The organism is Wenyingzhuangia sp. IMCC45574 (assembly GCF_054182685.1).
On record NZ_CM135169.1, the window covers coordinates 1,700,328 to 1,725,807 of the forward strand.

Here is a 25,480-nt window from a genome sequence, read left to right on the forward strand (position 1 = left end):
TTTTTTCAAGAGTAATTATATATCTCGAAAACAGCTTCTATGTTAGCAATAAATTTAATTCGATCTATATTTTGTAATCAAAGTAAAAAAAATGATATTTATCTGTAAATACAGGTTATGAAATTGATCAACACTTTAGTCTTATATTTTAAAGACCAAAAATCTGATAAAGTTTACGAAGTAGATCTCTGCGAAGTTGATGACGATCTTTTTGTAGTAAACTTTAGGTATGGAAGACGAGGAAACAAATTAAGAGAAGGAACTAAAACTGTTTTTCCTGTAACCTCTGAAGAGGCTCAAAAAATATTTGATAAGTTAGTTTCAGAAAAAAAGAAAAAAGGCTATTCCGAAACAGAAGTAGAAACAATAGCTGAAACTGGTTCTTCTCAAAATCGTTCTATACGTGACGAAACCATATTAAAATATCTAGAAGAGGCTAAAAAAGGTATTTACAGTAGAGATTGGAAAGTATCTAAGATTATCTTAAGAGCTGGAGTCTTAAATTTAAGAGAAGCAGCCGATATTATTGCCTACTTTTTAAACTCCAAAAACGACTTTGAAGCATATGCTGCTGTAAAAGCACTTGCACAATTCGAAAACTATACTTATTCAAAAGAGATATACAATCTATTTAAAGAAAAAGGATTCCAGGATAAAACAGGTAGAATTGCCATCTCATATCTACTTAAAAATAAGGATTTAAAAGATGCTAACATTCCTAAGATTTTTCAAGAAGTACAGAATTTAATTCCTACCGTGTTAACACAATACTTGAATGATGTAGAGAAACTAAAATCTAAAATTTTTGAACTACACCTCTCTGGAAAAAAGTTAGCTCCCACGAGTCTATACTACCTATATCTTTATTCTTTTTATAATGAACACTTAAGAGTTCCAATATACGAAGTGTTGAAATCAATTCCATTGAAAGTAAATACTTTTAAATCTGTTCGCTATATCTATAGAACAGCCGAGGTTGTAGAAGACTATTCTTTTTTAGCGTTGTTATCAAAACAAATTTCTATTAAAGCTCCAGGATATCAAGGAGAGTACCAATATATTAATGGAGAATATATTCTTGCATCTCAAGCCATGAAAAAGGCCAATCCAGGTATAGCTTTTTCTAAAAAAACAAAGCGTTATTTCAATAATCAGACATACAAATCTATCCTTGATTTAAGCACCAAAAACGAGAAGTATTACATCAATTTTGCTAGTGAGATTTTATGCTCTTTGGATGATGACATCGATCAAGAAAAGGAAATAAACGAAGGAACTTACGTATACGACTATGATTCGGATAACTACAGTTTTATCAACCGTTTTTTCCCTCCTTACGCTAGTTTCTCCAGCTTAATGTTTATTTTGTATGGAAACTCAGAAAGATTTTCACGAACTCAGACAAAGTGGTACTATGAACAACCTTTAGATAGTAATAAAGAACTATACCAAGAAGCTACGTTATCCGAAGCTTGGAGTAAGTATCCTGAATCTATTATAAAAATCCTTATCAGGTCAAAAAGTAAAATTGGGTTGGATTTTGCTTTAAGTATAGTAAATGCAAATCCTGAATTACTAGAACATTTTTCATCAGAAAATTTACTAGACTTACTGCACCAAAAGGACAACCGTGTTATCAATCTTGCACTAACATGTTTAAAAGAACGATACTCTAATAAAACACCAGAAAAGAAAATTATACTGGCTTTATTAACAACCAATCATATAGAGGCAAGTACAATAGGATTAGATTGGCTAACAACTTACCAAGACGATTTATTAGATGACAAATCTTTTTTCATATCGCTAATAAACACAAAAAACAATGAGGTAATTTATTTCTTAAAAGAAATATTTAACGACTCTATAAAATACAAACATACACTAGAAATAGATGACCTTGAGAGAGTATTAAATTCAAAAAAACAGACCTCAGAAGAGTTTCTCATCATTTTTGCAGATTTAATAACGCAATCTAAATTTGGAGAATTATTTAAATCAATTGATCCTAAAAAGCTACAAGAGTTAATTCAACAACCTCTTTTTTCAAACAAGCTTATTGGAGCAGCCTTGAGTAAAGTTAATAAGACCTCTACAATTGAGATTATTGGAGACTTTATTTTAGAATACTTAAATTCTGAAAATAGTCATTTAAGAAAAATAGGAATAGACCTTTTAGAAACATTCCCCGAGAGTTATTTAATCGCTCATCAAAAAAACATTTTAGATTACTGTTTTTCATCTTTTGCAGAAGTAAGAACCGCTATACAACCTACCATTAAAAAACTTATTGAGAAGGATGAACTTTTTGGGAGAGGATTATTAAGTAAACTTTTACAAAATATATTAAATGAAGAGGAGTATGAAGGAATTCATGAAACTAGTTATCAAAATTTGATTATTAACTATAAAGAAGAACTTTCCTCATTAGCAGTAGAAGATATACTGCAATTAGTCCTTTCTAAATATGAGTTTGCTCAAAAACTAGGAACATCCTTATTCAAAGAAAAAATCACGCTAAAAGAACTAAGCATAGTTCAATTAATATCACTCTTAGATTCAGATGTTAAAGAAATTCGTGATCTTATTAAAATCTATTTCGAAAGTGACACCAAAAGAGCAAATTATGAAACTGAAGAATTCCTAAAAGTTTTTAATACTCAGTGGATAGATACGAAATCGTGGGCTTTTGATTTTATTGAAAAACACATTACGGCTAATAATTGGAGCTTAGATCTAATGCTCTTTTTATGCGACCATGTTGACGAAGAGGTTCAGTCTTTTGGAAGAAAAATTTTAGTAAAACATTTTAATTCTGAAGAGGGTGTAGACGTGTTACTAAAACTGCAAGAACACCCTTCTAAAACAATGCACTTTTTTGTAACCAATTACTTGGATACTTACGCAAAAAACAATCCTACAATTATTTTAGAATTAAAGCATTTCTTTAAAACGGTATTGTTTAGTTTAAACACCAATCGAGTAGCCAAATCTAGAGTTTATAATTTCTTAGAAGCAGAAGCCATCAAAGATACTCAAGTAGCAGAAATGACAATTGATCTGATGGATAGCATAATAGGTTCTAAAAGTATTACATACACAAGTAAATGTATTGATATCCTCTTGATAATAGGAGAAAAATATCCACACTTAGAAATTCCAATCACTATAAATCAAATTTCTCAACATGAGGTTCAATCATAAATATAAAGGTAGTAGCTCGGTGAGAAATGGCATTTCATCGACTTCGGTAGATTTTGTTCCAGATGTACTAAGAGACCCTACCTATTTTACAGGTACACTGCATAAAAAAATCCCATTTCGTGAAGCAATATCTGCACTTCATGATGTGGTTGTAGCAGACTATAATTTTCAGCCTAAGGACAATACAGAATATTTGGAATGGCTAAAAAACCAAGAAGAAATTTGGTTAGCAGAAGCTAATACCAGAAAACAAGGATTAAATTCAACTATTTCCAACTTACAAAATCAGTTAGTAGCACTTAGAAAAGAAAGAGATACTATTACCAAACCTTTTTACAAAGCACAAAGAGAGTATTTTAATTACTTATACAAAAGAGATTATGCTGCTTGGTTTGTTTTAGACCCTGTAATTACCGTGCATCCAGATCAGGTTTTCTTTGAATGTTTTAGCAAAGATGAATCTGTATATGGTAAACTCTCCTGTGGTTATGAGGTGTTTACAAACATTGAAGATTTTAAATGTGGTACTACAAATATTGATTATTCTGAAAAGCTATACAATGAATTTCAGAAAATTAGAACGTATAAGGAAACTGATTTTAAAATAGACCCCAAAGGATTTGATGTACAAACCACAGGTGAAGAAAATTACAAAGAATTAAAAATTGATCTTCCAGACAGTTGGGTTCGTGGCTTTTTACAAGTAAGCACTGCAATGACTTCTGAAAAAGTTTCTTTTGAGCTGGAGCCGGTTGATATCGCAAATTTTATTACAGTATTAAAAAGAAATAAGGAACGAAAAAGTCCAAGATCTATTCGATACATATTAAAACCTGGAGAACCAATTATAGCAATTTTCGAACCATGGAATATTGAAATCACATGTAAAAGATCTATCTATAAAGGAAATCAACCAGAAGAAATAAGAGTATGGGGAAGACGAAGAATCACTTTACTGGAAAGATTATTACCCATTACTCAAAAATTCACTGTTCACCTTTTAGGTAATGGGATGCCTTCTTTTTATACAGCACATTTATCTAACGAAATGTATTTTACACTTGGCCTTTCTGGTTGGACATCTAACGATTGGACACAAGCTAGTCAATTAGATTTATTAGCTCCTAAATCCAATTTAGACGGCAGTACTTTACAAACCATTTATTTAGAACTAAGAAAAGGATGGTATGCTAGTAAAGATCAGTTAGCCTCTAAGTTAAATATCGATCAGTCAGAAATTAGCAAGGCTATGCAACTATTTTCACAAGCTGGTAAAGTAATTTATGATCTAAAAAATAACGTTTATCGTGCCAGAGAATTAAAAAAGGAGGGTATAGATATTGAAAGCTTGCGTTTTTCTAGTGATATAGACCGAGAAGCTTACGAACTAGCTAATACACCTGATGGTGTAACTAAAATAACACACTCTGAAAAAGGAGACCATATCTATATTAAAGGATATATAAAATCTACTAAAAAAGTGGAAATTGTTTTAGATAAAGATTTAAGAATTATATCAGGAAAATGTTTTTCTGACGATTATAACAATAACAACATAACAAAAGGGCCTTCTAAATATATGTTAGCATTAAGGCTTGCTTTTGATAAGAAATAAATTATATTTATAACGGGTAGTTTAAAGATGAAAAAACCTTGCATTTTGATTGGTGGATCGCCAATCCTGCATACAGATACCAAACTCGTCACTGACTTGAACTTAACTTGTGAAATAGGTACTATATCGCCATTTCCGGTTATACTTCTACGAAGTGAAATAGCGATATAGTACCTATTTCACTGGAGTTGTTCAATCCAGTCTTTAGAAACGTACGAAGGGAATACCAAACATCTTTAACTACCCATTTTTTTTTAGTTTTTCATGCAAGACTCTCAATCAAGAAGACAAGAAATTTACGATAAAATTAAAGGTTCCTCTAAACAAGAGTACATCTTAAAAGAGATGATTCGCCTAGGTTTTTGGAACGATGGAAATGTAGACTTCGAAAAGGTAAACACTTATTTTAAGGAGGAAAGAGAACTCTCTAAAGAACTCAACGACCTTTTAAAAGAAAAACAGATTTTAGAAAATCCCGAGGCTTTTTTAGCAGCAAAACATAAGGAACGTAAACAAGCATCAAAGCAAAAACAAAAGGAAACCAAAGAGAAAAACGAAAAGCTTCGACAAGAAAAAGCTGAAAAGTGGAAACAGACCAAAGCTTCAGATATCATTTATCTGGGAGAAGGGTTTTCTCATCAACTAAATCAGAAAACTTCTGATGAAGCAAGATTACAAAAAAATGGATTTCCTATTATTCATAATGCAGAGCAATTAGCTGCTAAAATGAATATTTCTGTCAACGAACTTCGTTTTTTATCCTTTTCAAGAAAAAACTCTAAAGTTACTCATTATAATAGATTTCATATCGCTAAGAAATCAGGAGGAGTACGATTAATTTCGGCACCTAAGCCAAAATTAAAAAAAGCACAACATTGGATTTTAGAAGAAGTTTTAGACAAAGCCGATATTCACAATAAAGCACACGGTTGTATTAAAGGAAAATCTATAAAAACCAATGCAGCACCTCACGTTTCAAAAGCTATTGTAATTAATCAAGATCTCAAGAATTTTTTCCCAAGCATATCTTACAAACGTATAAAAGGAGTTTTTTCAAGCTTTGGATATTCAGATCAAGTAGCTACTATTTTAGCTCTACTTTGTTCTGAACCTAAAATATTAGACATTTCTGTTTTGGGAGAAAACTACTTTGCTCAACGAGGAGAACGTTTTTTACCACAAGGTTCTCCCTGTAGTCCTGCCATTTCAAATATTCTATGTAAGAGATTAGACTATAGATTAGAAGGAATAGCAAAGAAATATGGATTTGAATACACACGTTATGTAGATGATTTAACGTTTTCTACAAATGACAAAAAAACAACCGCTATTCCCAGTATTCTAAAGTATAGTAAAAAAATCGTTCAAGAAGAAAATCTAAACTTACACCCTGATAAGCTACGAATAATGCATACAGGTGTTCGACAAGAAGTTACAGGAGTTGTAGTGAATGAAAAATTGAATATTAACAAAGCAGCTTTAAAGAGGTTTAGAGCTCTATTGTTTCAAATTGAAAAAGATGGCATACAAGGTAAAGCATGGAATGGACGAGGGAATGTACTGGCACAAATCCATGGATATGCTAACTTTATCTATCAAATAGATCCCGAAAAAGGAACAAAATATAAAGAGCAAGTAAATCGTATCTTAGACAAATACGAATACAAAGAAAATCACTCAAAAAAATATAGAAAATCCAAACCTAAGAAAAAAGGGATTTTCAACTATATAGCATCACTATTTAAAAAGAAAAAGTAATAATGTTAACTACATTTTTAGACGGACTTTTTACCACTGGTCAACTCAAAGTAGAAAAGGAAATCCTAGTGTTTACAGATGAAGATATCAACAAAACACAAGAACTACTTCTAGCATATTTTGAAAGTTATCGTTTTACATTCCCCAACAGTAATACTATACATTTTGACACTAATGCTGGCATTTGGGCCACCCAATATTTATATAGACTATGTCAATCACTGCTGCTAAGAGAATTAAGTGAAGAAGAAGCAGTATCCATATTACCAAAATACAACGGAACTAAAACTAAAAATGAAATACTTTCTGTAGACCTTATTTTTAGATTTATCCCACAAATATTTAACATCTCAAAATCGCTAACTCCATCAGATATTTTAGTCAAAGAACTTCAAAATTTAGCTACAAATTGGAGTCTATCTCTTTTTGAAATAGCAGAAAATATCAAAACGGAAAGTATTGAAGCTAACAACACACTCCTTGAAATTTATTGTAATCGATTGATTGAACATAATTTCACAAAAGGAATAACATCTGAGATTATAAAACAACAAATTCTCATACAGTTAGGAGACTATCAAAATCATTTTTGGAAAAAATTAAAAGAACATGAGCTATGACTGAAAACTTTGACAAAATAAACCAATTACAGCAGGTTTTAAATCATGTAAAAGAAACCTTTGTAGGAAAAGACCATATAATTGATTTATTAGGTATTTGTCTAATTGCACAAGAAAATCTATTCCTATATGGACCTCCTGGAACAGCAAAAAGTGCCATTGTAAAGGAACTTTCTAAAACATTAAAAGGAAAAACTTTTGAATACCTATTGACAAAATTCACAGAGCCAAACGAGTTATTTGGTCCTTTTGATATCCGAAAACTAAAAGAAGGAGATTTGGTAACAAATACAGACGGAATGTTACCCGAAGCAACCTTAATATTTTTAGATGAATTATTTAACGCCAATAGTGCCATATTAAATAGTTTATTAATGGTGTTGAATGAAAAAGTATTCAAAAGAGGAAAAGAAGTAAAAAACATACCTGCGTTAATTTCGATTGGAGCAAGTAATAATCTCCCAGAAGACGAAGCTTTACAAGCCTTATTTGATCGTTTTTTAATTAGAGTAAAATGTGATAATGTAGCTCCTGATTACTTAAAAGAGGTATTAAATGCTGGATGGAAATTGCAACAAAACAAAGACAAAAAATTACCAACTATCGATGTTTCCATAATTAAAGAACTTCAATCAGATTTGTTATCCATAGATGTAGCTCCTATTCAAAAGGAATACATTGAAATGATTTCTAGGCTTAGAAATGCCGGTATTCAGGTATCAGATAGACGAGCTGTAAAACTACAAAAACTAGTAGCAGCAAGTGCATTGATTTGCAAACGTGACAAAGCAATTCTATCCGATCTTTGGGTATTTAGATATACTTGGGAAAACAATGAACAAAGAGAAATCCTAAACAATATAGTCGAATCTATAATAAAAGGAGATGTAGAAGAACAACAACATCCTAGAGCACTAGAAAATAATCTTCCTGATCCCGATGAAATATATAATGATGTTATGGATTTATTGAGTAAATGGAAAGATACCTCTATTTCCAAAACCGAAAAAGCCACTATTAAAGACAAACTACGAAATTTGACTGGAAGATGTGAGTGGATAAGTAATACCGATCAAAAAGAATATGTATTAAAACCTATAAACGAATTATGGGATTTAATTTTAAACAAAAGGGAAGCTGTTAATTAGTTATGTTGATTAAAACAGAAGTCATCTTAAGTATTGATAAAAAGTTTAAAAATTCGTTAGCGGATATTAGAAACTTAACATCCATAAAAGTAGCAGAACACGATGATCTACTTTGGATAAGGGTTCTCATTGAAAATGAAGAAACACTCAATAAACTATATAACGTACGATTTAAAGAGTTTTATTTTATTAAGGATAATTATTTATTTAAAAGAAATAAAATAACACCTGAAATGCTACTTTTTAACACAGATTGGACTCCTATAAATGAATATTTTACAGTCTCAATGCCAACGGTTGCATTTGGTGGCAAGATTGGCCAACTGGAAGTACATCCAAAATTAAGGGCACATTATCTAAAAGAAAAAACATTTGGAATTTTAGTAAATACTACTGATTTAGAGGAGTATCTTATACAAGCTCCTAGTTTTAGATTCAAGGTTCTACAATATGCTAAAAATGATAAACACCAAATATTTGTTTTTGGAACTCCTTTACTTCCCATTAAAGGAAAGTCGTATTGGAAGTATAAAGAGTTTTTACTTCCTAATGGATATATCTTAGACTCTAAAAGTCAACTAGACATATTAGCAAGAAAGATAGACAATAGCAACTATGTACTTATAAATGAAGACAACACCTATCAAATCATCCCTAAAGAAGCTATAAAACCTCTAACTAGAAAAGCAATTGTAGATTGAAACATAGCATTGAACATACAGCCGTAGATTACTTTACATCACATGTCAAGTATTTTTGGCAATGGGAAGATCAAGGAGAAATAATTACCTCATCATTTTCCAAAAAAACAATTACCTATAGAAAAGACCTTTTACTTCTTCTAAAGGATATATCTCCTACTATTTCACCAAGACTAGCTCAGGTGTTATTAATACTCTTAGCCTGTAACGATGATTATGAAACAAAAGAAATTTCATATGATAATACAACTCGACTCATATCCAATGCTCAAGATGATGAAACTGTTACAAAAGAAATTTTAGAGTATCATATTTTTAAGGCTTTTAAGCTTCTTAAACGTATTCATAGGCTTCCTAAAGAATTTAGAACAGGACAAAAGAGAGTTTTATTACTAACTACCATACTAGAGAAAAATGATATTTCGATTCCTAATTTTTCAGAAATTTTAAATGATTTTGAGTCCGGTAATTTTGATGACACCATTTTTTCCAACTCCGAAGCGAATACTTATGCACAGGTTCTTGCAGATTTCCATGTAATATCAAAAGCAGAAAATCTATATCCAAATGTAGAAATACTACAGGAAAAGCTAGAAACTAGCATAGTTGACTTAAAAGAAGTAGCCTTACCTCTTGAAGAAAAAGATGTTTTAAAGGAGTTATTACAACATAGAGATACCGCACCTTTAAGTGAATTGGCAACACACCTTATGGCAGGCTTAAAAATTCCCGTTTCTAATGACGAGCAAGGAGAGTTTTCTTTAGGAGGAATGAGTGATGTTACCAATAAAGGAGATTTTGACAAACTCCTTTTAAGTGAATTGGCCTATTCAGATGATGTATTTCTGTCAAGGTTAATCAATAATGAAGCTTTGTATATCAACAAGGAAATTGTAGCAGAAAATGTAGTAAAAAATAGAATTCTTCTCATGGATGCCACCATTAAAACTTGGGGTACTCCAAGAATTCTATCCTTAGCGTCAGCATTGGCATTTCGTTTTCACCCAAAATCAAAAAAGAAAACAAAGTTGATGTTGTTAGATGGACAATCTTATTCAGAACAAAATGTTGATGAAGAAAACCAAATAAAAGAAGCTTTAAAATTTTTATCACCTTATTTAGACTGTGCAGAGAGTTTGTTTGCCATATGTGGCTCTAATGAAATAGACAAAAAAGACGAGGTAATATTACTAATAGAAGAGTCCAATTTTAATAACGAGAAGGTTCAAAACATATTTAATGCTCATCGTCAACAATTCAATTTTTTAGTAACTGTAAATAGAAATGGTGAAATTAATTATTTCAGTAGTGTAAAAGGAGTTATCAAAAACTTAGGACACACTATTGTAGATCTAGAAAAAGTTGTAAACGCGAAAAGGACTTTTGGAAAAGAGGAAACGTTTAACAACGAATCTTCATCACTCCCTTTCCTTCCCGCTTTTTTTAAGAATGCTCCCAAATACCCTATTCTATGTACACTAACAAAACATGTAAAAGATGAAGAATTAGTCCATTTACCAAAAGGTGGTGTTATCGTTAAAAATAGATTCAATGAATTGGTTTATTATCCAAAAGGAAGTTCGCCTACCCGCAGAAAAGCAGGATATATCATTAAAAACAACATTGGAAATTATCGCTTTAAATTTGCACTTTGCCCATCACAGAATTATGTTTTTTTACTAACCTTCACAACTAAAAAGTTAGCAGGTTTTTCCATAATTCACTTAATAGATTTTTCTATTGAGTATTTTGATTTAAAAAGTACCGTATCACAGAACCTAAAAAACATAAACGAGGTATGTCCTTATCAAGGTAATTTTTACATTAAAAGCTCTAGTAACAAGGCATATCTTTTTAATCGAAAATCTTGTGATATCGAAGAAGTAAATCAAATAAAATCAGATGAAATAAAAGATTCTAAAAATACACTATCTTATAATTACATATACGTAGAATCTCCATTTGTAAACATTAACACAGTAAAAATAACCAGTGATTGTTTTATTCTTTTCAATGATAAATTACTCGAAAAACATAGCAATTTTAAAAGTAGTAACTTCTATTTAAGGGCTAATCCTAGAGTCTCAGAGAGCAAAACATCAACCTTAAATTATCCAGTTATAGAAAATGTAAAATTTCTTAAAAACCAACATCTTTTCGAGAACCCTAAGCTTAAGTTTAGACATGTAACTTTTAAAGATGGCAGCGAAATCATTTTTGATAACAAAGGTTTTGCTCACCTAATAAGCTCAAATGAAAACATTCCTGAATTAACCATAAAGATTCAATTAAATGGACCTGTTAGTTTTTTTGCTGCTGATAGAAATATTTGTGCTGAACCTTATTTAATTAATAATGAAATGATGTTAAATGAAATCAACACCAATGATATAGAAAATAATTACCTCAATCCGTTTATCGAAACTATTTTAGAAGCTTATCAATAATGGAACTTACACTTAAATATCATATAGAAACGAACCAAGAAATAGCTGCTTTTTACATTCCTTTGGCTACTCCTGAAGACTGGTTAGCTTTATTCGACAAAGTAAATATTTCTATTGATGATGTAACTTGTTATTTGGTTCCTACTTCTGTTTCAGACATCAAAGCATCAGGCTTATTCGTAGTACTAAAAGATAAATTAGAAGAAAATTTAGAAGACATTAAATACCCTTACTATAAAATAGCAAAAAGGATGTTTTTGCCTTTTAATTCTATAGTACACCCTCCTTTAACATCAGAAGAGTTTAATACAAAATTCTTGTATCATATTCAATGCTATCATCCCACAATTGGAATCATTGGCTGGGAAGAAAATGATTTCTTAGATTGGAGTCATATCAATTTTAAACTACCTAAAGAAATTGTCAACTGGAATTTAGCTACTTACGAACCTTTAATTTTCCCTGAAATCATCAATCTCTCTTTAATTGCTCCAGACAATGAAACTGAAGTAATAGAAAGTTTAGAAGAAGAAATTGAACAAAAAGATTTAGCAGACATCCCTATAGATGAGGAAGAAAATAACTCTAGTATTAAAAACGCTTTAGATAAAATAACAAAAGGTTTACTAAAAGTAAGCCTAACCATTACAGGTGTTTTTTTAGGAATAGGCATGCTTATAGGAAATCTAATAGGAGGACTGATTGGAGGTATAGGGGGAGCTAATTTTGAAAACACCTTAAAAGGTAAAAACACATCTAAAAAGTATAGTTCAGGAATGCTAAAGCAATTTCAAGAATGGTTAAAAAACAACCTAGACAAACTTGAAAAGCAACAAAACAAAGAACTAAACAAGCTTCTAAAAATGATGGATGACAATTTATCAGAAGCACTTAAATATGCAATACCACTAGGTGGAGGTGAATTGGGACGATCTTCTAATGACATACCATCTTTTAAACTAATGAAAGGAAGTACCTTATTTAATCTAAACAATTTAAATACTAGGGTATCTTCATATGGTTGGGATGTAAGTCATCATTATTTCGAATTAAGACAAAAATATATAAAAGCTGCTGAAGTTGAGATCCAAAACAAAAACTATAGAAAAGCTGCTTATATATATGCACACCTCTTAAAAGATTACAGTAATGCAGCCAATGTCTTGGAGCAAGGAGGTTTTTATGAGGAAGCTGCAATGTTGCATTTAGAAAAGCAAAAAAACAAAACTGCTGCGGCTGATTGTTATGAGAAGGGGATGTTGTATGAAAAAGCATTAAAAATTCATCAAGAATTAAAACACACAGAGAAAGTAGCAGACCTATACAGTCTACTAAAAAAAGAAGATTTATCTAAACAATACTTTAAAGAAGCTGTAGATGAGTGTGTAGACAGGAATGATTTTGTTAATGCAGCTCGAATTGAAAAAGATAAATTGCTTGATAAAGAATCCTCTAAAACGCTATTATTAAATGGATGGAAAAAATCCACAAAATCAGAAATATGTTTATCAAAATATTTAGAAGAAACTTTTGAAGTAACTCCTAAAGAAATGAGCACAGTTGTTCACACCATCTATAAAAAACACACATTAAATCATAAAAAAGGTCAACTTTTAAATGTTTTAAAAAACGTTTCTAATAAGGAAGAATACGGTATTAAAAAAGTATGCTCTAATATAGCTTACGAAATTATAAGTGAAGATCTCATAAAAAATGAAAGAAGTAATATTCATCGATTAAATGATTTTGTAGATGACCAATTATTATCAAAAGACATCAATCGTTTTGTAGGTAACAAACCAAGAGAGAAAGTATCTACCGCTAATCTTGAAATAAAATTGGATGATACTATTGAATGGACGAATGCTTTTAAACACAAGAGAGATATTCTTGTTACTGGAAATAATGCTACGCACTGGTTTATTGCCAGAGTAAATCAATATGATAATAAAGAATACTACACGTTAAAAAACCCCTTTAAAAAAGGGATAAACATTACATACCATAACAACTCATCTTACAGCAATGAAATATTGATTCAAATACTTAATGGAAGTAACTACACACCAATTAATGAAGAAGTTGTTATGTATAAAAACAAACACTTTGATACTGAACTAAAATTAAATCTCTTCAACCAATTTCAAGATTACAATACAAGTATAACGTTAAATCATGAACAATACTTTAAACTAGAAACTTCTGGAGAACCTCCAGAACTAGTAATTTTTGATAAGGATAGGAAATTAAAAAAGTCAATCTTGATCAAGCTTGATAAACAATTTTCATTGAGAGTTAATAATAAAACAATCTATTTACTAAGTTTTATCTTTACATTCTGTGATTCTATTTTCTATGCTATAGATACAGATACTGGAAAAACCTATATTCTAAATTTGGATACTGGCATCACTGGTTTTGATGCTCCGAGTGCAGGTAATATTCTTATCAAAACCTATAGTGGTCTTACCATTTATAGCTTTAAATACAATGGTTTTGTTTGTAAAACACCTTTTTTCTCCCAAGACTTTTTTGGCAGTAAAGCTTTCTTACTAGGAACAAGTAAAGTAATAGTCTATTCAGAAAATACGATTAAAGTTTTCGGCTTTAAAAATAACTTAGCAGAGGAACATATGACAGTTGAATATTCCGATAGTGATATTATTAGCTGCCTACCAGTTTCAAGAGATAAATATGCTGTATTAACAAAATCTAATACCATCCAATTTATCCATATCTAATTCTCTTTAAATAACGAATCTATTTTCACTAAGTAATCTCGATAAAAACATAAAATCAAAGCATAAAAAAAGCCATCACAAGTTGTGATGGCTTTTGCTCCCCCTCTAGCCCCGAAGCTTCGGGGGAACCTAGGACTTTCTGATTCAGCATAAACTAAAATTGCATGCATAAAAAAAGCGTCACTATTTCTAGTAACGCTTTTGCTCCCCCTCTAGGACTCGAACCTAGGACCCTCTGATTAACAGTCAGATGCTCTAACCAACTGAGCTAAGGAGGAGTTTGCTTCGAGAAATCTCGTTTAGCGAGTGCAAATATAGAGATAATTTTAAGTTAAACAACCAATCTTTTTTGATTTTTTTTCATAAAAATTAGTTCCGATCCGTAAATCAAAATCAATCAAGCAATTAGACAAAACAACTTTTTTTAACTTTTTTATTTATATCGAATATAAGCAAGTTGAAATCAATAATTCTACCTATTACCACTCCCTTTTTTACCTATATTTGTGGCACTTTTTTTGAGCCAAAAAGATAATTCTTATCCAAAACAATAATGAAACAGTTTTTATACGCTTTATTTGTATTACTTCTTATTAGCTGTAGTAAATCTTACGAAGAACCTGTAGTTGATTTGTCTTCTTATAAAGTTGAAAAAGGCTTTAAGTTAAAAGCCGTAGCTTCTGAACCTTTTATAGAAGCACCTGTTACCTTAAGTTTTGATGAGAAAGGACGAGCTTGGGTGGTAGAAATGAGAGGTTATATGCAAAACTTAGAAGGTACTGGCGAACATATGCCTAATGGTAGAATTGTAATACTGGAAGATTTAGACGACGACTCCGTTTGCGATAACGCAAAAGTATTCTTAGATAGTTTAATATTACCACGTGCCATTGCTCATGTATATGGTGGACTGCTATATGCCGAACCACCAAATTTATGGTTTGTAGAGATTGAAAATGACAAGCCTGTTAATAAAGTATTGGTAGACAACAAATATGTTACAGGAGGAAATGTAGAACATCAACCAAACGGATTGATGATGAATATAGACAACTGGATTTACAATGCTAAATCTAGCTTTCGTTACCAAAGAAAAAACGGAAAATGGATTAAAGAGCGAACGTATTTTAGAGGTCAATGGGGAATTACCCACGATAATTTTGGAAGACTCTATCACAATAACAACTCAGTCATCATAAAAGGAGATTTTGTACTTCCCAATACGTATACTAAAAACAAAAACTTTAAGAGTAAGGCTGCATTGGGAAGAAACCTTACTTCCAATCAAAGAGTATATCCTTTGCACGCTACATCGGTAAACCGAGGTTATATTAAAGGAAGATTAGACAAAGACAGTATATTGGTAAATGTAACTGCTAGTTGTGCACCCTTAATCTACAGAGGTGACCAGTTTCCAGATCCTTACCAACAAAATGCATTTATTTGTGCTCCAGAGGCAAATGTGGTTAAAAGAAATGTTCTAACATTTCATCCCAATAACATTAAAGCCACCCACCCTATCCCTAGAAAAGAATTTTTAGCTTCTACCGACGAGGGTTTTAGACCCGTAAATTTATTCAACAGTCCAGAGGGTAGCATTTATATAGTAGATATGCATCGTGGAATTCTTCAAGACAAAGCATTCCTTACTCCTTATTTAAAGAAACACTACCAAGACAAACAGTTAGATACTATTATTGGAATGGGAAGAATTTTAAAAGTAACCCGTTCAGATTATCAACCCAAAGAAATTATAGATTTAACAAAATGTAGATCTTCTAAATTAATATCTTATTTGCAGCACCCAAATGGATGGTATAGAGACAAAGCACAACAACTGTTAGTAAAAAGACAAGATTTTACAGTCTTACAAGATGTAAAAGATTTGATTTTTAAGAGTAACAAAGCAAGAACACAAATACACGCATTACATACCCTTAACGGTTACGACGCTCTGACCTTTACGTTTCTTTCCACACTTATTAACACGAATAATACTCCTACAGAAACGCTATGTCATGCAATTGTATTATTAGAACAAATTGCACATAAAAACCACATTTTAAAAGCCGAAAGCTTATTAAAAAAAATGGTTGCTAAAAAAGACATTGAACTAGATATTTATCTAGCATGCTCATTAGGAAAGTGGATCAATTTAGCTCCTGATAAATTTTATCCTTTGCTATTACAAATTTCAAATCAGCATAAAAACAATCAACTTATTCAGGAAGGAATTCTAAACAGTATCCCAAATAAAGAAGATCGTTTCTTAGCTTTTGCAAAACACTACAAAAACAACAGTCCTTTATTAATTGCTAATTTAAATGAATCCATTGCTAGCAAAAAACTACAATCAATTAGAAAGAATAAAAAAATAAAAGACAATCAAAGAGCAGCTATTAAAGCAGGTAAAAAGATTTTTAACAATATATGTGCTACTTGTCACGGAAATAAAGGACAAGGAATCGCAAGCTTAGCTCCTCCTTTTATCAATTCAGAATACATCTCAGAATCGTCAGAAAGACTTGCTGCAATTATACTCCATGGTCTTTCAGGACCATTACAAGTAAACGGAAAGTCTTACAATTTAAGCGCTACTATGCCTGGATTGGGCAACAATCCAGAATACAAAGATCAAGACATAAAAAACATAATTAGCTACTTACAGTACACTTTTGCGGATGATTCTAAACCAATATCTGTAAAAAAAATAAAGCAACTTAGGCTCTTAAAACCCAAAAAAGGAGTTTTTAATCAAGAGGAAATTTTAAAAATTAAATAAACCTTCCTAAAAGCGGCACACTTACATAAGACACTGAAATAAGAACACTTAAACTATAGAATTAACCGTTACTATTATCGGTTAATTTTCGGTTTCTAATCTTTCCTACGCTATCTCTCGGCTTGTAGTTATCTATATTTGACCGTTTTCAAATTATTTTTTGAAAGAATTTTAACATCTATGTGAATTTCTTATGATAATTTCGAAAACGAACCTTAAATAGCTAATTATACACAACAACACATGAAACGTATTCTACATCTTATAATGATGTTTGTATTTTGTTTAATTACTTCTTGTTCAGAAGAAAAAAAAGAAGTTGTACAAACAAAAAAGGAAAAAACAGTAAAAAAGAACCTCTTAAATCCATTTATAAAATTAGATTTAAAAGACTTATCTACTTTTAAACCAACTGGAGCAAACTGGAAAATAGTTGGAGACGTTGTTGTTGACAGAAACAAAAAGAAAACCATCAATTCAGAAGCAGGTTCTGGTATTTTATTAAACACAAATGACCAGAAAAGCAATAAAAACTTAGTTACTGCTTTTGATCATAAGGATATTGAATTGGAACTGGATGTAATGGTTCCTGTTAGATCTAATTCTGGAATTTACTTCCAAAGTCGCTATGAAGTACAAATATTTGATAGCTGGAATGTAAAAAAATTAAGACCTAAAGACATGGGGGCTATCTATGAAAGATGGGATAAAAATGCTCCAAAAGGAAAACAAGGTTACGAGGGACATCCACCTCGTATAAATGCTGCCAAAGCTCCTGGGCTATGGCAACATTTAAAAGTTATTTTCCACGCTCCTAGATTTGATGCTAAAGGAAACAAAATAAAAAACGCTTGGTTTGAAGAAGTGTGGCTAAATGGTGTCTTAGTTCAACAAAATGTAGAAGTAACAGGACCTACTCGAAGTAGATTTGAGGACGAAAAACCAAGAGCTCCATTATTAATTCAAGGAGATCATGGACCTGTAGCTTTTAAAAACATTCAATACAGGTTGTTCAACGGAAAAAGAATTAAACTAACGAACTTAATACGAAAAGAATACTCTGCTCAGGAAACTGTTAAAAACATTCACCAACAGAAGCCTCTAAAAGAAGAAAGCACACAAACCTTTTCTTTAATTGATGTTGCCACACAAAAAGCAAAAAAAACAGTTGCTTACTCTGGAACTTTAAATGTTTCTGAAGCCGGAAATTATCTGTTTGAAATTAGACCCGGAAAAGGAACCGTGGAGTTACACATAGATGGTCAGAAACCATATAAGCTAAAAACATCTCAAGCTTATCGTAACAAGTCTTTCAAATTAAAGAAAGGAACAACAAACTTTAAATTAATTTACAATCATACAAGGCCTAGAGTAAAATGGTTAAACAATTTTGGATTTTTAATTGAAGCTCCAAAGATGCAAAAGTATACCATTCAGGATGGAGTAGATAAAAATGTAGATAAGTTTGATCCCCTAAAAGGAATTATTATTGAGCCTGAAAACGGAATTAGAACGCAGCGTAGTTTTGTAACTCATAACGGAATTGCAAGAACACACTGTATTTCTGTAGGAAGTCCAGACGGCACACATTACTCGTACGATTTAGCTACTGGTTCTTTATTAAAAGTATGGGATGGCTCTTTTCTTAACACAACTCACATGTGGTTAACAAGAGGGTTAAAGCAATTAGGAGCACCTATAGGATTTAATATAGAAATGCATGGTGATTTGGAATTTGCAAGTCTTGAAAATGAACATGCAGCTTGGCCTAGCCCCGATCCAGAGAACAAAGGATTACAACAATTAGGGTATGAATTTAACGAAAAAAGAATCCCTACATTTTCATACAAAATAGGAAACACTACCATTTCTAATACTTTTTTAACCAACAAAAATAAACGAGAGATTAAAAAAGTAATTAATGTAAATGCAGACAAAGAAATATGGCACAAGTTAGCCAACGGAAAAGATATTAAAGAATTATCAAACCACACATACATTGTAAATAATGAAAGTTATTATATAGATTTTTCGGGCAATACATCTTTTAATCCTATTATAAGAACTAATAATGGAAAGCAAGAGTTACTGGTTAAAGTACCTGTTGGTGTGAATAAGATTGTCTACAAAATCATTTGGTAATAAAAAAATGCATAAAAAATAAACTAAACAACATCACATATGGATTTCAGCTCGTTATTAAAACGCTCTTAAACCTTAGTAAAACAGCTGTTTTTCAACAAAATAAGAATATATTACAAACACATAAGCATTAAAAAAACCAACAAAATTCACTTAGATTTGTTTTTAAACTACTAAAAAAACAATTAATTAAACCAATATTTAAAATAATATGAAACGTTTTTTTCATCTCTTTTTATTGCTTGCCCTCTATTTAGTTTCATCTTGTTCCAAAGAGAAACAAGTAGCGCAACAAACTAAAAAGAAACAAACCAAACAAGAACTCATCTACCCATTTACAAGGATAAATCTTAAAGATTTGTCTGCCTTTAAACCTACAGGGGCAAATTGGAAAACTGTTGGAGACGTTGTGGTAAATAGAAATAAAAAAAGAACCATTTCTAGCAAAGAGGGGGGTGGAATTTTAGTAAACACAAACGACCAAAAAAAGAACCAAAACCTTTTTACTGCATTTGAACACAAAGACATTGAACTAGAGTTAGATGTAATGATGCCTGTACAATCTAATTCTGGAATTTATTTCCAGAGTCGTTACGAAATTCAACTACTAGATAGCTGGAACGTAAAACAGCCTAAATCTGGAGACATTGGTGGAATTTACCAACGATGGGACAAAACAGCCGAAAAAGGAAAACAAGGTTATGAAGGTCATGCTCCAAGAATTAATGCTGCTAAGGCACCAGGATTATGGCAACATTTAAGAGTTATTTTCCATGCTCCTAGATTCGATGCAAATGGTAAAAAAATTAAAAACGCGTGGTTTGAAGAAGTATACTTAAACGGAGTACTGTTGCATAAAAATGTAGAAGTAACAGGACCTACAAGAGCTGGATTAAGCGGAGAAAAAGCCACTGCTCCTATTATGATTCAAGGCGATCATGGACCTGTAGCTTTTAAAAATATTAAATACAGATTGTTTAACGGCGGAAAAATAACCTTTTCGAATCTTGTTAGAAGAGAGTATACTGCTGTTAAAAACTTGGAGGAATTAAAATCTAAAACTCCAGTTTTAGAAGAGAAAACAGCTGTTTTTTATGTTGATAAAAATCCTAAAGAAAAAGTAAACAAAGTTATTACCTACACAGGAACCATTCATATTCCAGAAACAGGAAAATACCTTTTTGAAACGAAACCTGGAAAAGGGATTGTAGAAATACACATTGAAGGGCAAAAAACGTACAAACTGAATAAAAGCGGTAAAAGATATTTTAAGAAAGTATTCAACTTAAAGAAAGGAGCCAAAAAGTTTAAATTCATTTACAATCAAAACCAAGGTAAAAGAAACTGGCTAGGTTCTTTTAACGCCTATGTAGAAGGAACTAAAGTTCAGAGACAAGCATTACAAGACGGTGTAGATCCAAATGCAGAGAAATTCGATCCTTTAAAAGGAATTATTATACAACCAAAGGAACATGCCCTTACACAACGTAGTTTTATAACTCATAAAGGAATTGCCAGAACACATTGTATATCTGTTGGTACTACAGAAGGAACTCATTTTTCTTACGATTTAGCTACAGGTTCTTTATTAAAAGTTTGGAATGGTGATTTCTTAAACACAACTCACATGTGGTTAAGTAGAGGTACTAAACAACTAGGAGAACCTATTGGGTTTAGTGTTACAATGCACGGAGATTTAGAATTTGCAGCTCTAGAAAACGAAAACACTGCATGGCCTTTGCCTTTACCCGAAAACCAAAGCGTTAAACAATTAGGATATGAATTTGACATACATAGAATGCCAACTTTCACATATGAAACCGAAGGAGCTATTATCTCTAATTCTTTTGCAACTTCTAAAGTAAAAAGAGAAGTAAAAAGAAACATTGACATAGAAACCCCAAAAGAATTATGGCATAAAATAGCAGATGGAGAGAACATCAAAGAGCTCTCAAATCAAACATACATTATCAACACAGAAAGTTATTACATAGACTTTTCGGGTAATAAAGAGAACTTAAAACCAATTATTAGAACCAGTAACGGTAAACAAGAATTGTTGGTAAAAGTTCCAGTAGGTCAAAATAACATTAACTACACTATTATTTGGTAACCCTTAAATACAGAAAATGAAAAATAGTAATAAAACCATATTAGCATTAGGAGTCCTTTTATTTAGTCAAATAGGGTTTGGACAAAATGCAAAAAAAATATCTGAGTATTATAAAATAGTAGACGTTCCTATTCCTAATGAAGTAAAGTTAGAAGTAGGAGGTTTAGCACTAACAGACGATGATAAATTAGGAGTTTCCACAAGACGTGGAGAGGTTTGGTTAATCGACCAACCTTATAGCCCAAAACCTACTTACAAGTTATTTGCCCAAGGAATGCACGAGGCTTTAGGACTTGGATACAGAAACAATGGTTTTTATTTATCGCAACGTGGTGAATTAACAAGGTTAATTGATAAAAATGGTGACGATGTAGCTGATGTATATAAAACCGTATTCTCTTGGCCATTAAATGCAAACTACCACGGATACTCTTACGGACCAAAGTTTTTTGATAATGGAGACATGCTACTTACCTTAAACCTTACTTGGGAAGGTGGAGGAAAGAGTCCTGTTCGTTGGAGAGGATGGATGATAAAAGTACACCCAAACGGAGAAATGACACCTATTGCCACAGGATTAAGATCGCCGGCTGGTTATGCCATTAGTCCAGAAGGAGATATTTTTTACTCAGAAAACCAAGGAGACTGGGTAGGTTCTGGTAACGTAACACATATTGAAGTTGGTGATTTTGTAGGACACCCAGAAGGATTAAAATGGACCGATGATCCTAAATCGCCTTTAAAGTTAAAACCCGAAGATATTAAGGACAAATCTGGTTTAAGTATTTACGAATATGCTAAAAAAGTTCCTGAATTAAAGGCTCCTGCTGTGTGGTTACCACACACTGTATTAGGGGTTTCTACCTCTGATATTTTATACGATACTACAGGAGGAAAATTTGGACCTTTTGAAGGGCAACAATTTGTAGGAGACCAAGGACACAGTAAAATTTTCCGTGTAGCTATGGAAAAAGTAAACGGAGTATACCAAGGAGCTGTATTCCCTTTTGTCGATGGATTTTCTTCTGGAATTTTACGTATGATTTGGGGAAGCGACAACAGTATGTTTGTTGGTATGACTAGTCGTGGATGGGCTTCTACAGGTAAAAAGCCATACGGTCTACAACGTTTGGTATGGACAGGAAAAACTCCTTTCGAAATAAAGACAATGAAAGCTTTAGATGATGGTTTTGAATTAGAATTCACCAAACCAATTAACAAAGAACAAGCAGCAGATTTGTCTAAATACAAAGTAACTACTTTTACATACTTGTACCATAAAACATACGGAAGTCCTATTACAGACAAACAAAACGCAATGGTTCATAACGTAGTTGTTTCAGAAGATGGGTTAAAAGCAAAGTTAATAGTACACGGAATGCGTTTAGGATACATTCACCAATTGGTCATCTCTGGGTTAAATGCAGACAATGGTGAAAAGCTACTACACAATAAAGCATATTATACTTTAAACGAAGTTCCTTGTGGTTACATTAAAACTCCTAAAATGGAGATGAAAATGCCAACCAAAAAAATAGAGCAGCCTAAAAGAGTTACTATGATGCCACATGACTGGGGAGAAGAAGGTGCTGATGAAAAAATATCTATTGGAACCGTACCAGGTTTAAAGTACGACACTAAAGAAATTAGAATTAAAAGAAACAGCAAGGTTGAACTAACACTTAACAACAACGACGATATGATTCACAACGTTGTTGTAACCAAGCCAGGAGCCAATACACCATTAAAGGTTGGAGAAATGGCATTAAAACTAGGATTAGACGGACCAGACTTAAATTATGTTCCTTTTACAGGAATGGTTATTGCACACACAGGAGCTGTAGGGCCAGAAAGTTCTGAAACCGTATACTTTAACGCTCCTAACGAAACAGGAACATATTGGTTGGTTTGTACTTTCCCAGGACACTCTAACACCATGAGAGCAAAATTAATTGTAGAGTAGTTAAAACCTATGCTTTTATAGGAAGTCTAAACAAAAGACAATCGCTATTTTATATATTTATAAGTAACTTGTAAACTAAAATTTTAAGGTTCTAGAGTTTAATAATTCTAAGTCTTAAAATTTTAGTTTTTATATCATATCAGCCATAAAAAATGAGTAACACAATTTCTAAAACAAAAAAAATAGTCAACAGTATTTTAGGTATTATTTTTGTGCTTTTTGCTGTGGTTCAATTAAACGACCCTGATGGGGTTTTATGGTTTTCTATTTACTTGGCTGTAGCAATTATTTGCTCTATTAGTATTTTTAAGGAAATCCCAAAAATCATTCTTTGGATAACTATTGGTGGTTTGGTTAGTTACTCTATATTTCATTTTTCACTATTCTTAGATTATTTACAAACAGATCACAAAGAGGAAATATTTGGGAAAATGGTGTATGAAAAACCTTATTTAGAAGGAAGTAGAGAATTTATGGGATTACTGATAGCTGCTCTAGGGGTAGCTTATCAACTAAAGAAAAGTAACAAATAATGTTAAAAGAAATCATCTATAAAAAACTTTCTAACGATGAGGTTCATTGGCTAGATCAAAAAATAGCAGCCATTAAAGAGGACCAATCGGGGAAACAATTTATTTTAACCTATAGTTTGATATTTCGTTTTATCACAAACGAAGTACTTACTTGGAACGATGACGAAATAGACTATATACAAAGTATATATCCATCTTTTGATAAAGAAACTTGGAACAAGCATGGATTGTGTCGTGTTTTAATTATGCAACAACTTTCTACAACAAGTAACAATAGTATTTTACAACTATTAATTACAACAGCTAGCTTTAAAGAACAAATAGACCTATATAAAAGTTTGTTCTTTTTAGAAAACGCTAAAGAACTTACTTTTTTAATGGAAGATGGTATTAGAACAAACGCTACAGATGTATTGGAAGCGATTGCCTTAAACAATCCTTTTGGAGCTACGTTTTTAACAGAGGATGCATGGAATCAATTAGTCTTAAAAGCCATTTTTACAGAAAGGCCTTTGTACAAAATATACGGGCTAAACGAAAGAAAAAATGAGAAGCTGGCTTTAATTTTAAATGATTTCATTCACGAAAGATGGTCGGCAGGAAGAGACATTTCTCCCGAAGTTTGGCAATTATTACGAGGATACAATAATAAATTGATTTTAGGTACTGCCCAAAAAGCCTTATCAACAGCTACAGAATTAGAAAAAAAAGCAGTAAAAACAATCACAGAAGAAACATCTCTAAATGAAGAAGAAAGTAAAACTTTCTGGATGGAAATTGGGATGGAGTTCAACAAATAAAAAACAAATGCATTATATAGACCCACATATACATATGGTTGCCAGAACAACCGACGATTACGAAGCAATGAGAGCCGCAGGAATTGTAGCTATTATTGAACCTGCATTCTGGATGGGGCAACCAAGATCTTCAGTAGGTTCTTTTCAGGATTACTTTAGTACTTTGATAAACTGGGAAAGATTCCGAGCATCGCAATTCGGAATTAAACACTACTGTACCATAGGCCTAAACTCAAAAGAAGCGAACAACGAAGCTTTATCAGAGCAAGTAATGGAAATTTTACCTCTATATGCTTCTAAAGAAGGAGTAGTTGCTATTGGTGAAATAGGTTACGACGATCAAACTGCATTAGAAGACAAATACTTTAGAGCACAGATAGAATTGGCCAAAGAACTAAAGTTGCCAATTATGGTACACACACCTCATCGTGATAAGAAGAACGGTACTATTAAAAGTATGGATGTAATAGAAGAACACGGTGTAGATCCATCTATGGTTGTTATTGACCATAACAACGAAGAAACTGTAAAAGATGTACTAGATCGCGGTTACTGGGCTGCCTTTACCATTTATCCAAATACAAAAATGGGGAACGAAAGAATGGTAGAAGTTGTAAGACAATACGGTCCAGAAAGAATTATTGTTGATAGTTCTGCAGACTGGGGAGTTAGTGATCCGTTGGCAGTACCTAAAACAGGTTCTCTAATGTTAGAAAGAGGACTTTCTAAAGAAGACGTACATCTTACATGCTATAAAAATGCTTTAGATATTTATAGCAAGAGTGGACAATTTAACGAGTCGGATTGGATGACGGAATTAAAAATTGAAGAACACGAATTACTAAATGGAAATTCAGTTTTAAGAGGACAAGAATTCCAAAAGAAAACCTACTCTAATATTATAAAAAACTAA

The 25,480-nt window shown here is 32.0% G+C and carries 15 protein-coding genes and 1 tRNA gene; 15 read left to right on the plus strand and 1 reads right to left on the minus strand.

From position 1 onward, the window contains the following. The first annotated feature begins 117 nt into the window (after nucleotides 1-117). From ACXHHC_RS07185 to ACXHHC_RS07220, 8 genes are all read left to right on the plus strand, one after another. Entirely contained in the window at nucleotides 118-3,204 is a 3,087-nt protein-coding gene (locus ACXHHC_RS07185; protein ID WP_458228955.1) for a WGR domain-containing protein, read from the plus strand. Further along, on the plus strand, nucleotides 3,188-4,819 hold the full coding sequence (locus ACXHHC_RS07190) for an SWIM zinc finger family protein (protein ID WP_458228956.1): 1,632 nt from the start codon (nucleotides 3,188-3,190) through the stop codon (nucleotides 4,817-4,819). The genes ACXHHC_RS07185 and ACXHHC_RS07190 overlap by 17 nt, the downstream gene beginning before the upstream one ends. A 264-nt stretch (nucleotides 4,820-5,083) precedes the next feature. Then, entirely contained in the window at nucleotides 5,084-6,577 is a 1,494-nt protein-coding gene (locus ACXHHC_RS07195; protein ID WP_458228957.1) for a reverse transcriptase family protein, read from the plus strand. Between the two features lie 2 nt (nucleotides 6,578-6,579). Then, nucleotides 6,580-7,197, plus strand: coding sequence for a hypothetical protein (locus ACXHHC_RS07200; RefSeq protein WP_458228958.1), 618 nt, complete (start codon nucleotides 6,580-6,582; stop codon nucleotides 7,195-7,197). Next, nucleotides 7,194-8,345, plus strand: coding sequence for an AAA family ATPase (locus ACXHHC_RS07205; RefSeq protein ID WP_458228959.1), 1,152 nt, complete (start codon nucleotides 7,194-7,196; stop codon nucleotides 8,343-8,345). The genes ACXHHC_RS07200 and ACXHHC_RS07205 overlap by 4 nt, the downstream gene beginning before the upstream one ends. A 2-nt stretch (nucleotides 8,346-8,347) precedes the next feature. Continuing rightward, entirely contained in the window at nucleotides 8,348-9,046 is a 699-nt protein-coding gene (locus ACXHHC_RS07210; protein ID WP_458228960.1) for a hypothetical protein, read from the plus strand. Beyond that, nucleotides 9,043-11,493, plus strand: a complete 2,451-nt coding sequence (locus ACXHHC_RS07215) for a hypothetical protein (RefSeq protein ID WP_458228961.1) — start codon at nucleotides 9,043-9,045, stop codon at nucleotides 11,491-11,493. Before ACXHHC_RS07210 ends, ACXHHC_RS07215 begins: the two co-directional genes overlap by 4 nt. After that, nucleotides 11,493-14,234, plus strand: a complete 2,742-nt coding sequence (locus ACXHHC_RS07220; RefSeq protein ID WP_458228962.1) for a hypothetical protein — start codon at nucleotides 11,493-11,495, stop codon at nucleotides 14,232-14,234. The genes ACXHHC_RS07215 and ACXHHC_RS07220 overlap by 1 nt, the downstream gene beginning before the upstream one ends. A 204-nt stretch (nucleotides 14,235-14,438) precedes the next feature. On the opposite strand, the gene ACXHHC_RS07225 is transcribed toward ACXHHC_RS07220, so the two are convergent. Beyond that, nucleotides 14,439-14,512: transfer RNA gene (locus ACXHHC_RS07225), tRNA-Asn, on the minus strand. Nucleotides 14,513-14,787: 275 nt separating this feature from the next. On the opposite strand from ACXHHC_RS07225, the gene ACXHHC_RS07230 reads away from it, so the two are divergent. The 7 genes from ACXHHC_RS07230 to ACXHHC_RS07260 all read left to right on the plus strand — a co-directional run bounded on the left by ACXHHC_RS07230 (nucleotide 14,788) and on the right by ACXHHC_RS07260 (nucleotide 25,480). After that, on the plus strand, nucleotides 14,788-17,016 hold the full coding sequence (locus ACXHHC_RS07230) for a DUF7133 domain-containing protein (RefSeq protein ID WP_458228963.1): 2,229 nt from the start codon (nucleotides 14,788-14,790) through the stop codon (nucleotides 17,014-17,016). Between the two features lie 243 nt (nucleotides 17,017-17,259). Beyond that, nucleotides 17,260-19,158, plus strand: coding sequence for a 3-keto-disaccharide hydrolase (locus tag ACXHHC_RS07235; protein WP_458228964.1), 1,899 nt, complete (start codon nucleotides 17,260-17,262; stop codon nucleotides 19,156-19,158). A gap of 211 nt (nucleotides 19,159-19,369) precedes the next feature. Next, nucleotides 19,370-21,271 (plus strand): family 16 glycoside hydrolase, encoded by a 1,902-nt coding sequence (locus ACXHHC_RS07240; protein WP_458228965.1) that lies wholly within the window; start codon nucleotides 19,370-19,372, stop codon nucleotides 21,269-21,271. A gap of 16 nt (nucleotides 21,272-21,287) precedes the next feature. After that, nucleotides 21,288-23,234, plus strand: a complete 1,947-nt coding sequence (locus ACXHHC_RS07245) for a plastocyanin/azurin family copper-binding protein (protein ID WP_458228966.1) — start codon at nucleotides 21,288-21,290, stop codon at nucleotides 23,232-23,234. Nucleotides 23,235-23,386: 152 nt separating this feature from the next. Next, nucleotides 23,387-23,767, plus strand: a complete 381-nt coding sequence (locus ACXHHC_RS07250; protein ID WP_458228967.1) for a transmembrane 220 family protein — start codon at nucleotides 23,387-23,389, stop codon at nucleotides 23,765-23,767. Continuing rightward, nucleotides 23,767-24,567 (plus strand): EboA domain-containing protein, encoded by an 801-nt coding sequence (locus ACXHHC_RS07255; protein WP_458228968.1) that lies wholly within the window; start codon nucleotides 23,767-23,769, stop codon nucleotides 24,565-24,567. The genes ACXHHC_RS07250 and ACXHHC_RS07255 overlap by 1 nt, the downstream gene beginning before the upstream one ends. Beyond that, nucleotides 24,512-25,480 (plus strand): TatD family hydrolase, encoded by a 969-nt coding sequence (locus ACXHHC_RS07260; protein WP_458228969.1) that lies wholly within the window; start codon nucleotides 24,512-24,514, stop codon nucleotides 25,478-25,480. The genes ACXHHC_RS07255 and ACXHHC_RS07260 overlap by 56 nt, the downstream gene beginning before the upstream one ends.

Coding starts and splice junctions, on each gene's coding strand:
- ACXHHC_RS07260 (WP_458228969.1), top strand. CDS start 24,512: ATGAAGAAGAAAGTAAAACTTTCTGGATGGAAATTGGGATGGAGTTCA.
- ACXHHC_RS07250 (WP_458228967.1), top strand. CDS start 23,387: ATGAGTAACACAATTTCTAAAACAAAAAAAATAGTCAACAGTATTTTA.
- ACXHHC_RS07240 (WP_458228965.1), top strand. CDS start 19,370: ATGAAACGTTTTTTTCATCTCTTTTTATTGCTTGCCCTCTATTTAGTT.
- ACXHHC_RS07255 (WP_458228968.1), top strand. CDS start 23,767: ATGTTAAAAGAAATCATCTATAAAAAACTTTCTAACGATGAGGTTCAT.
- ACXHHC_RS07205 (WP_458228959.1), top strand. CDS start 7,194: ATGACTGAAAACTTTGACAAAATAAACCAATTACAGCAGGTTTTAAAT.
- ACXHHC_RS07210 (WP_458228960.1), top strand. CDS start 8,348: ATGTTGATTAAAACAGAAGTCATCTTAAGTATTGATAAAAAGTTTAAA.
- ACXHHC_RS07190 (WP_458228956.1), top strand. CDS start 3,188: ATGAGGTTCAATCATAAATATAAAGGTAGTAGCTCGGTGAGAAATGGC.
- ACXHHC_RS07195 (WP_458228957.1), top strand. CDS start 5,084: ATGCAAGACTCTCAATCAAGAAGACAAGAAATTTACGATAAAATTAAA.
- ACXHHC_RS07235 (WP_458228964.1), top strand. CDS start 17,260: ATGAAACGTATTCTACATCTTATAATGATGTTTGTATTTTGTTTAATT.
- ACXHHC_RS07185 (WP_458228955.1), top strand. CDS start 118: ATGAAATTGATCAACACTTTAGTCTTATATTTTAAAGACCAAAAATCT.
- ACXHHC_RS07230 (WP_458228963.1), top strand. CDS start 14,788: ATGAAACAGTTTTTATACGCTTTATTTGTATTACTTCTTATTAGCTGT.
- ACXHHC_RS07220 (WP_458228962.1), top strand. CDS start 11,493: ATGGAACTTACACTTAAATATCATATAGAAACGAACCAAGAAATAGCT.
- ACXHHC_RS07245 (WP_458228966.1), top strand. CDS start 21,288: ATGAAAAATAGTAATAAAACCATATTAGCATTAGGAGTCCTTTTATTT.
- ACXHHC_RS07200 (WP_458228958.1), top strand. CDS start 6,580: ATGTTAACTACATTTTTAGACGGACTTTTTACCACTGGTCAACTCAAA.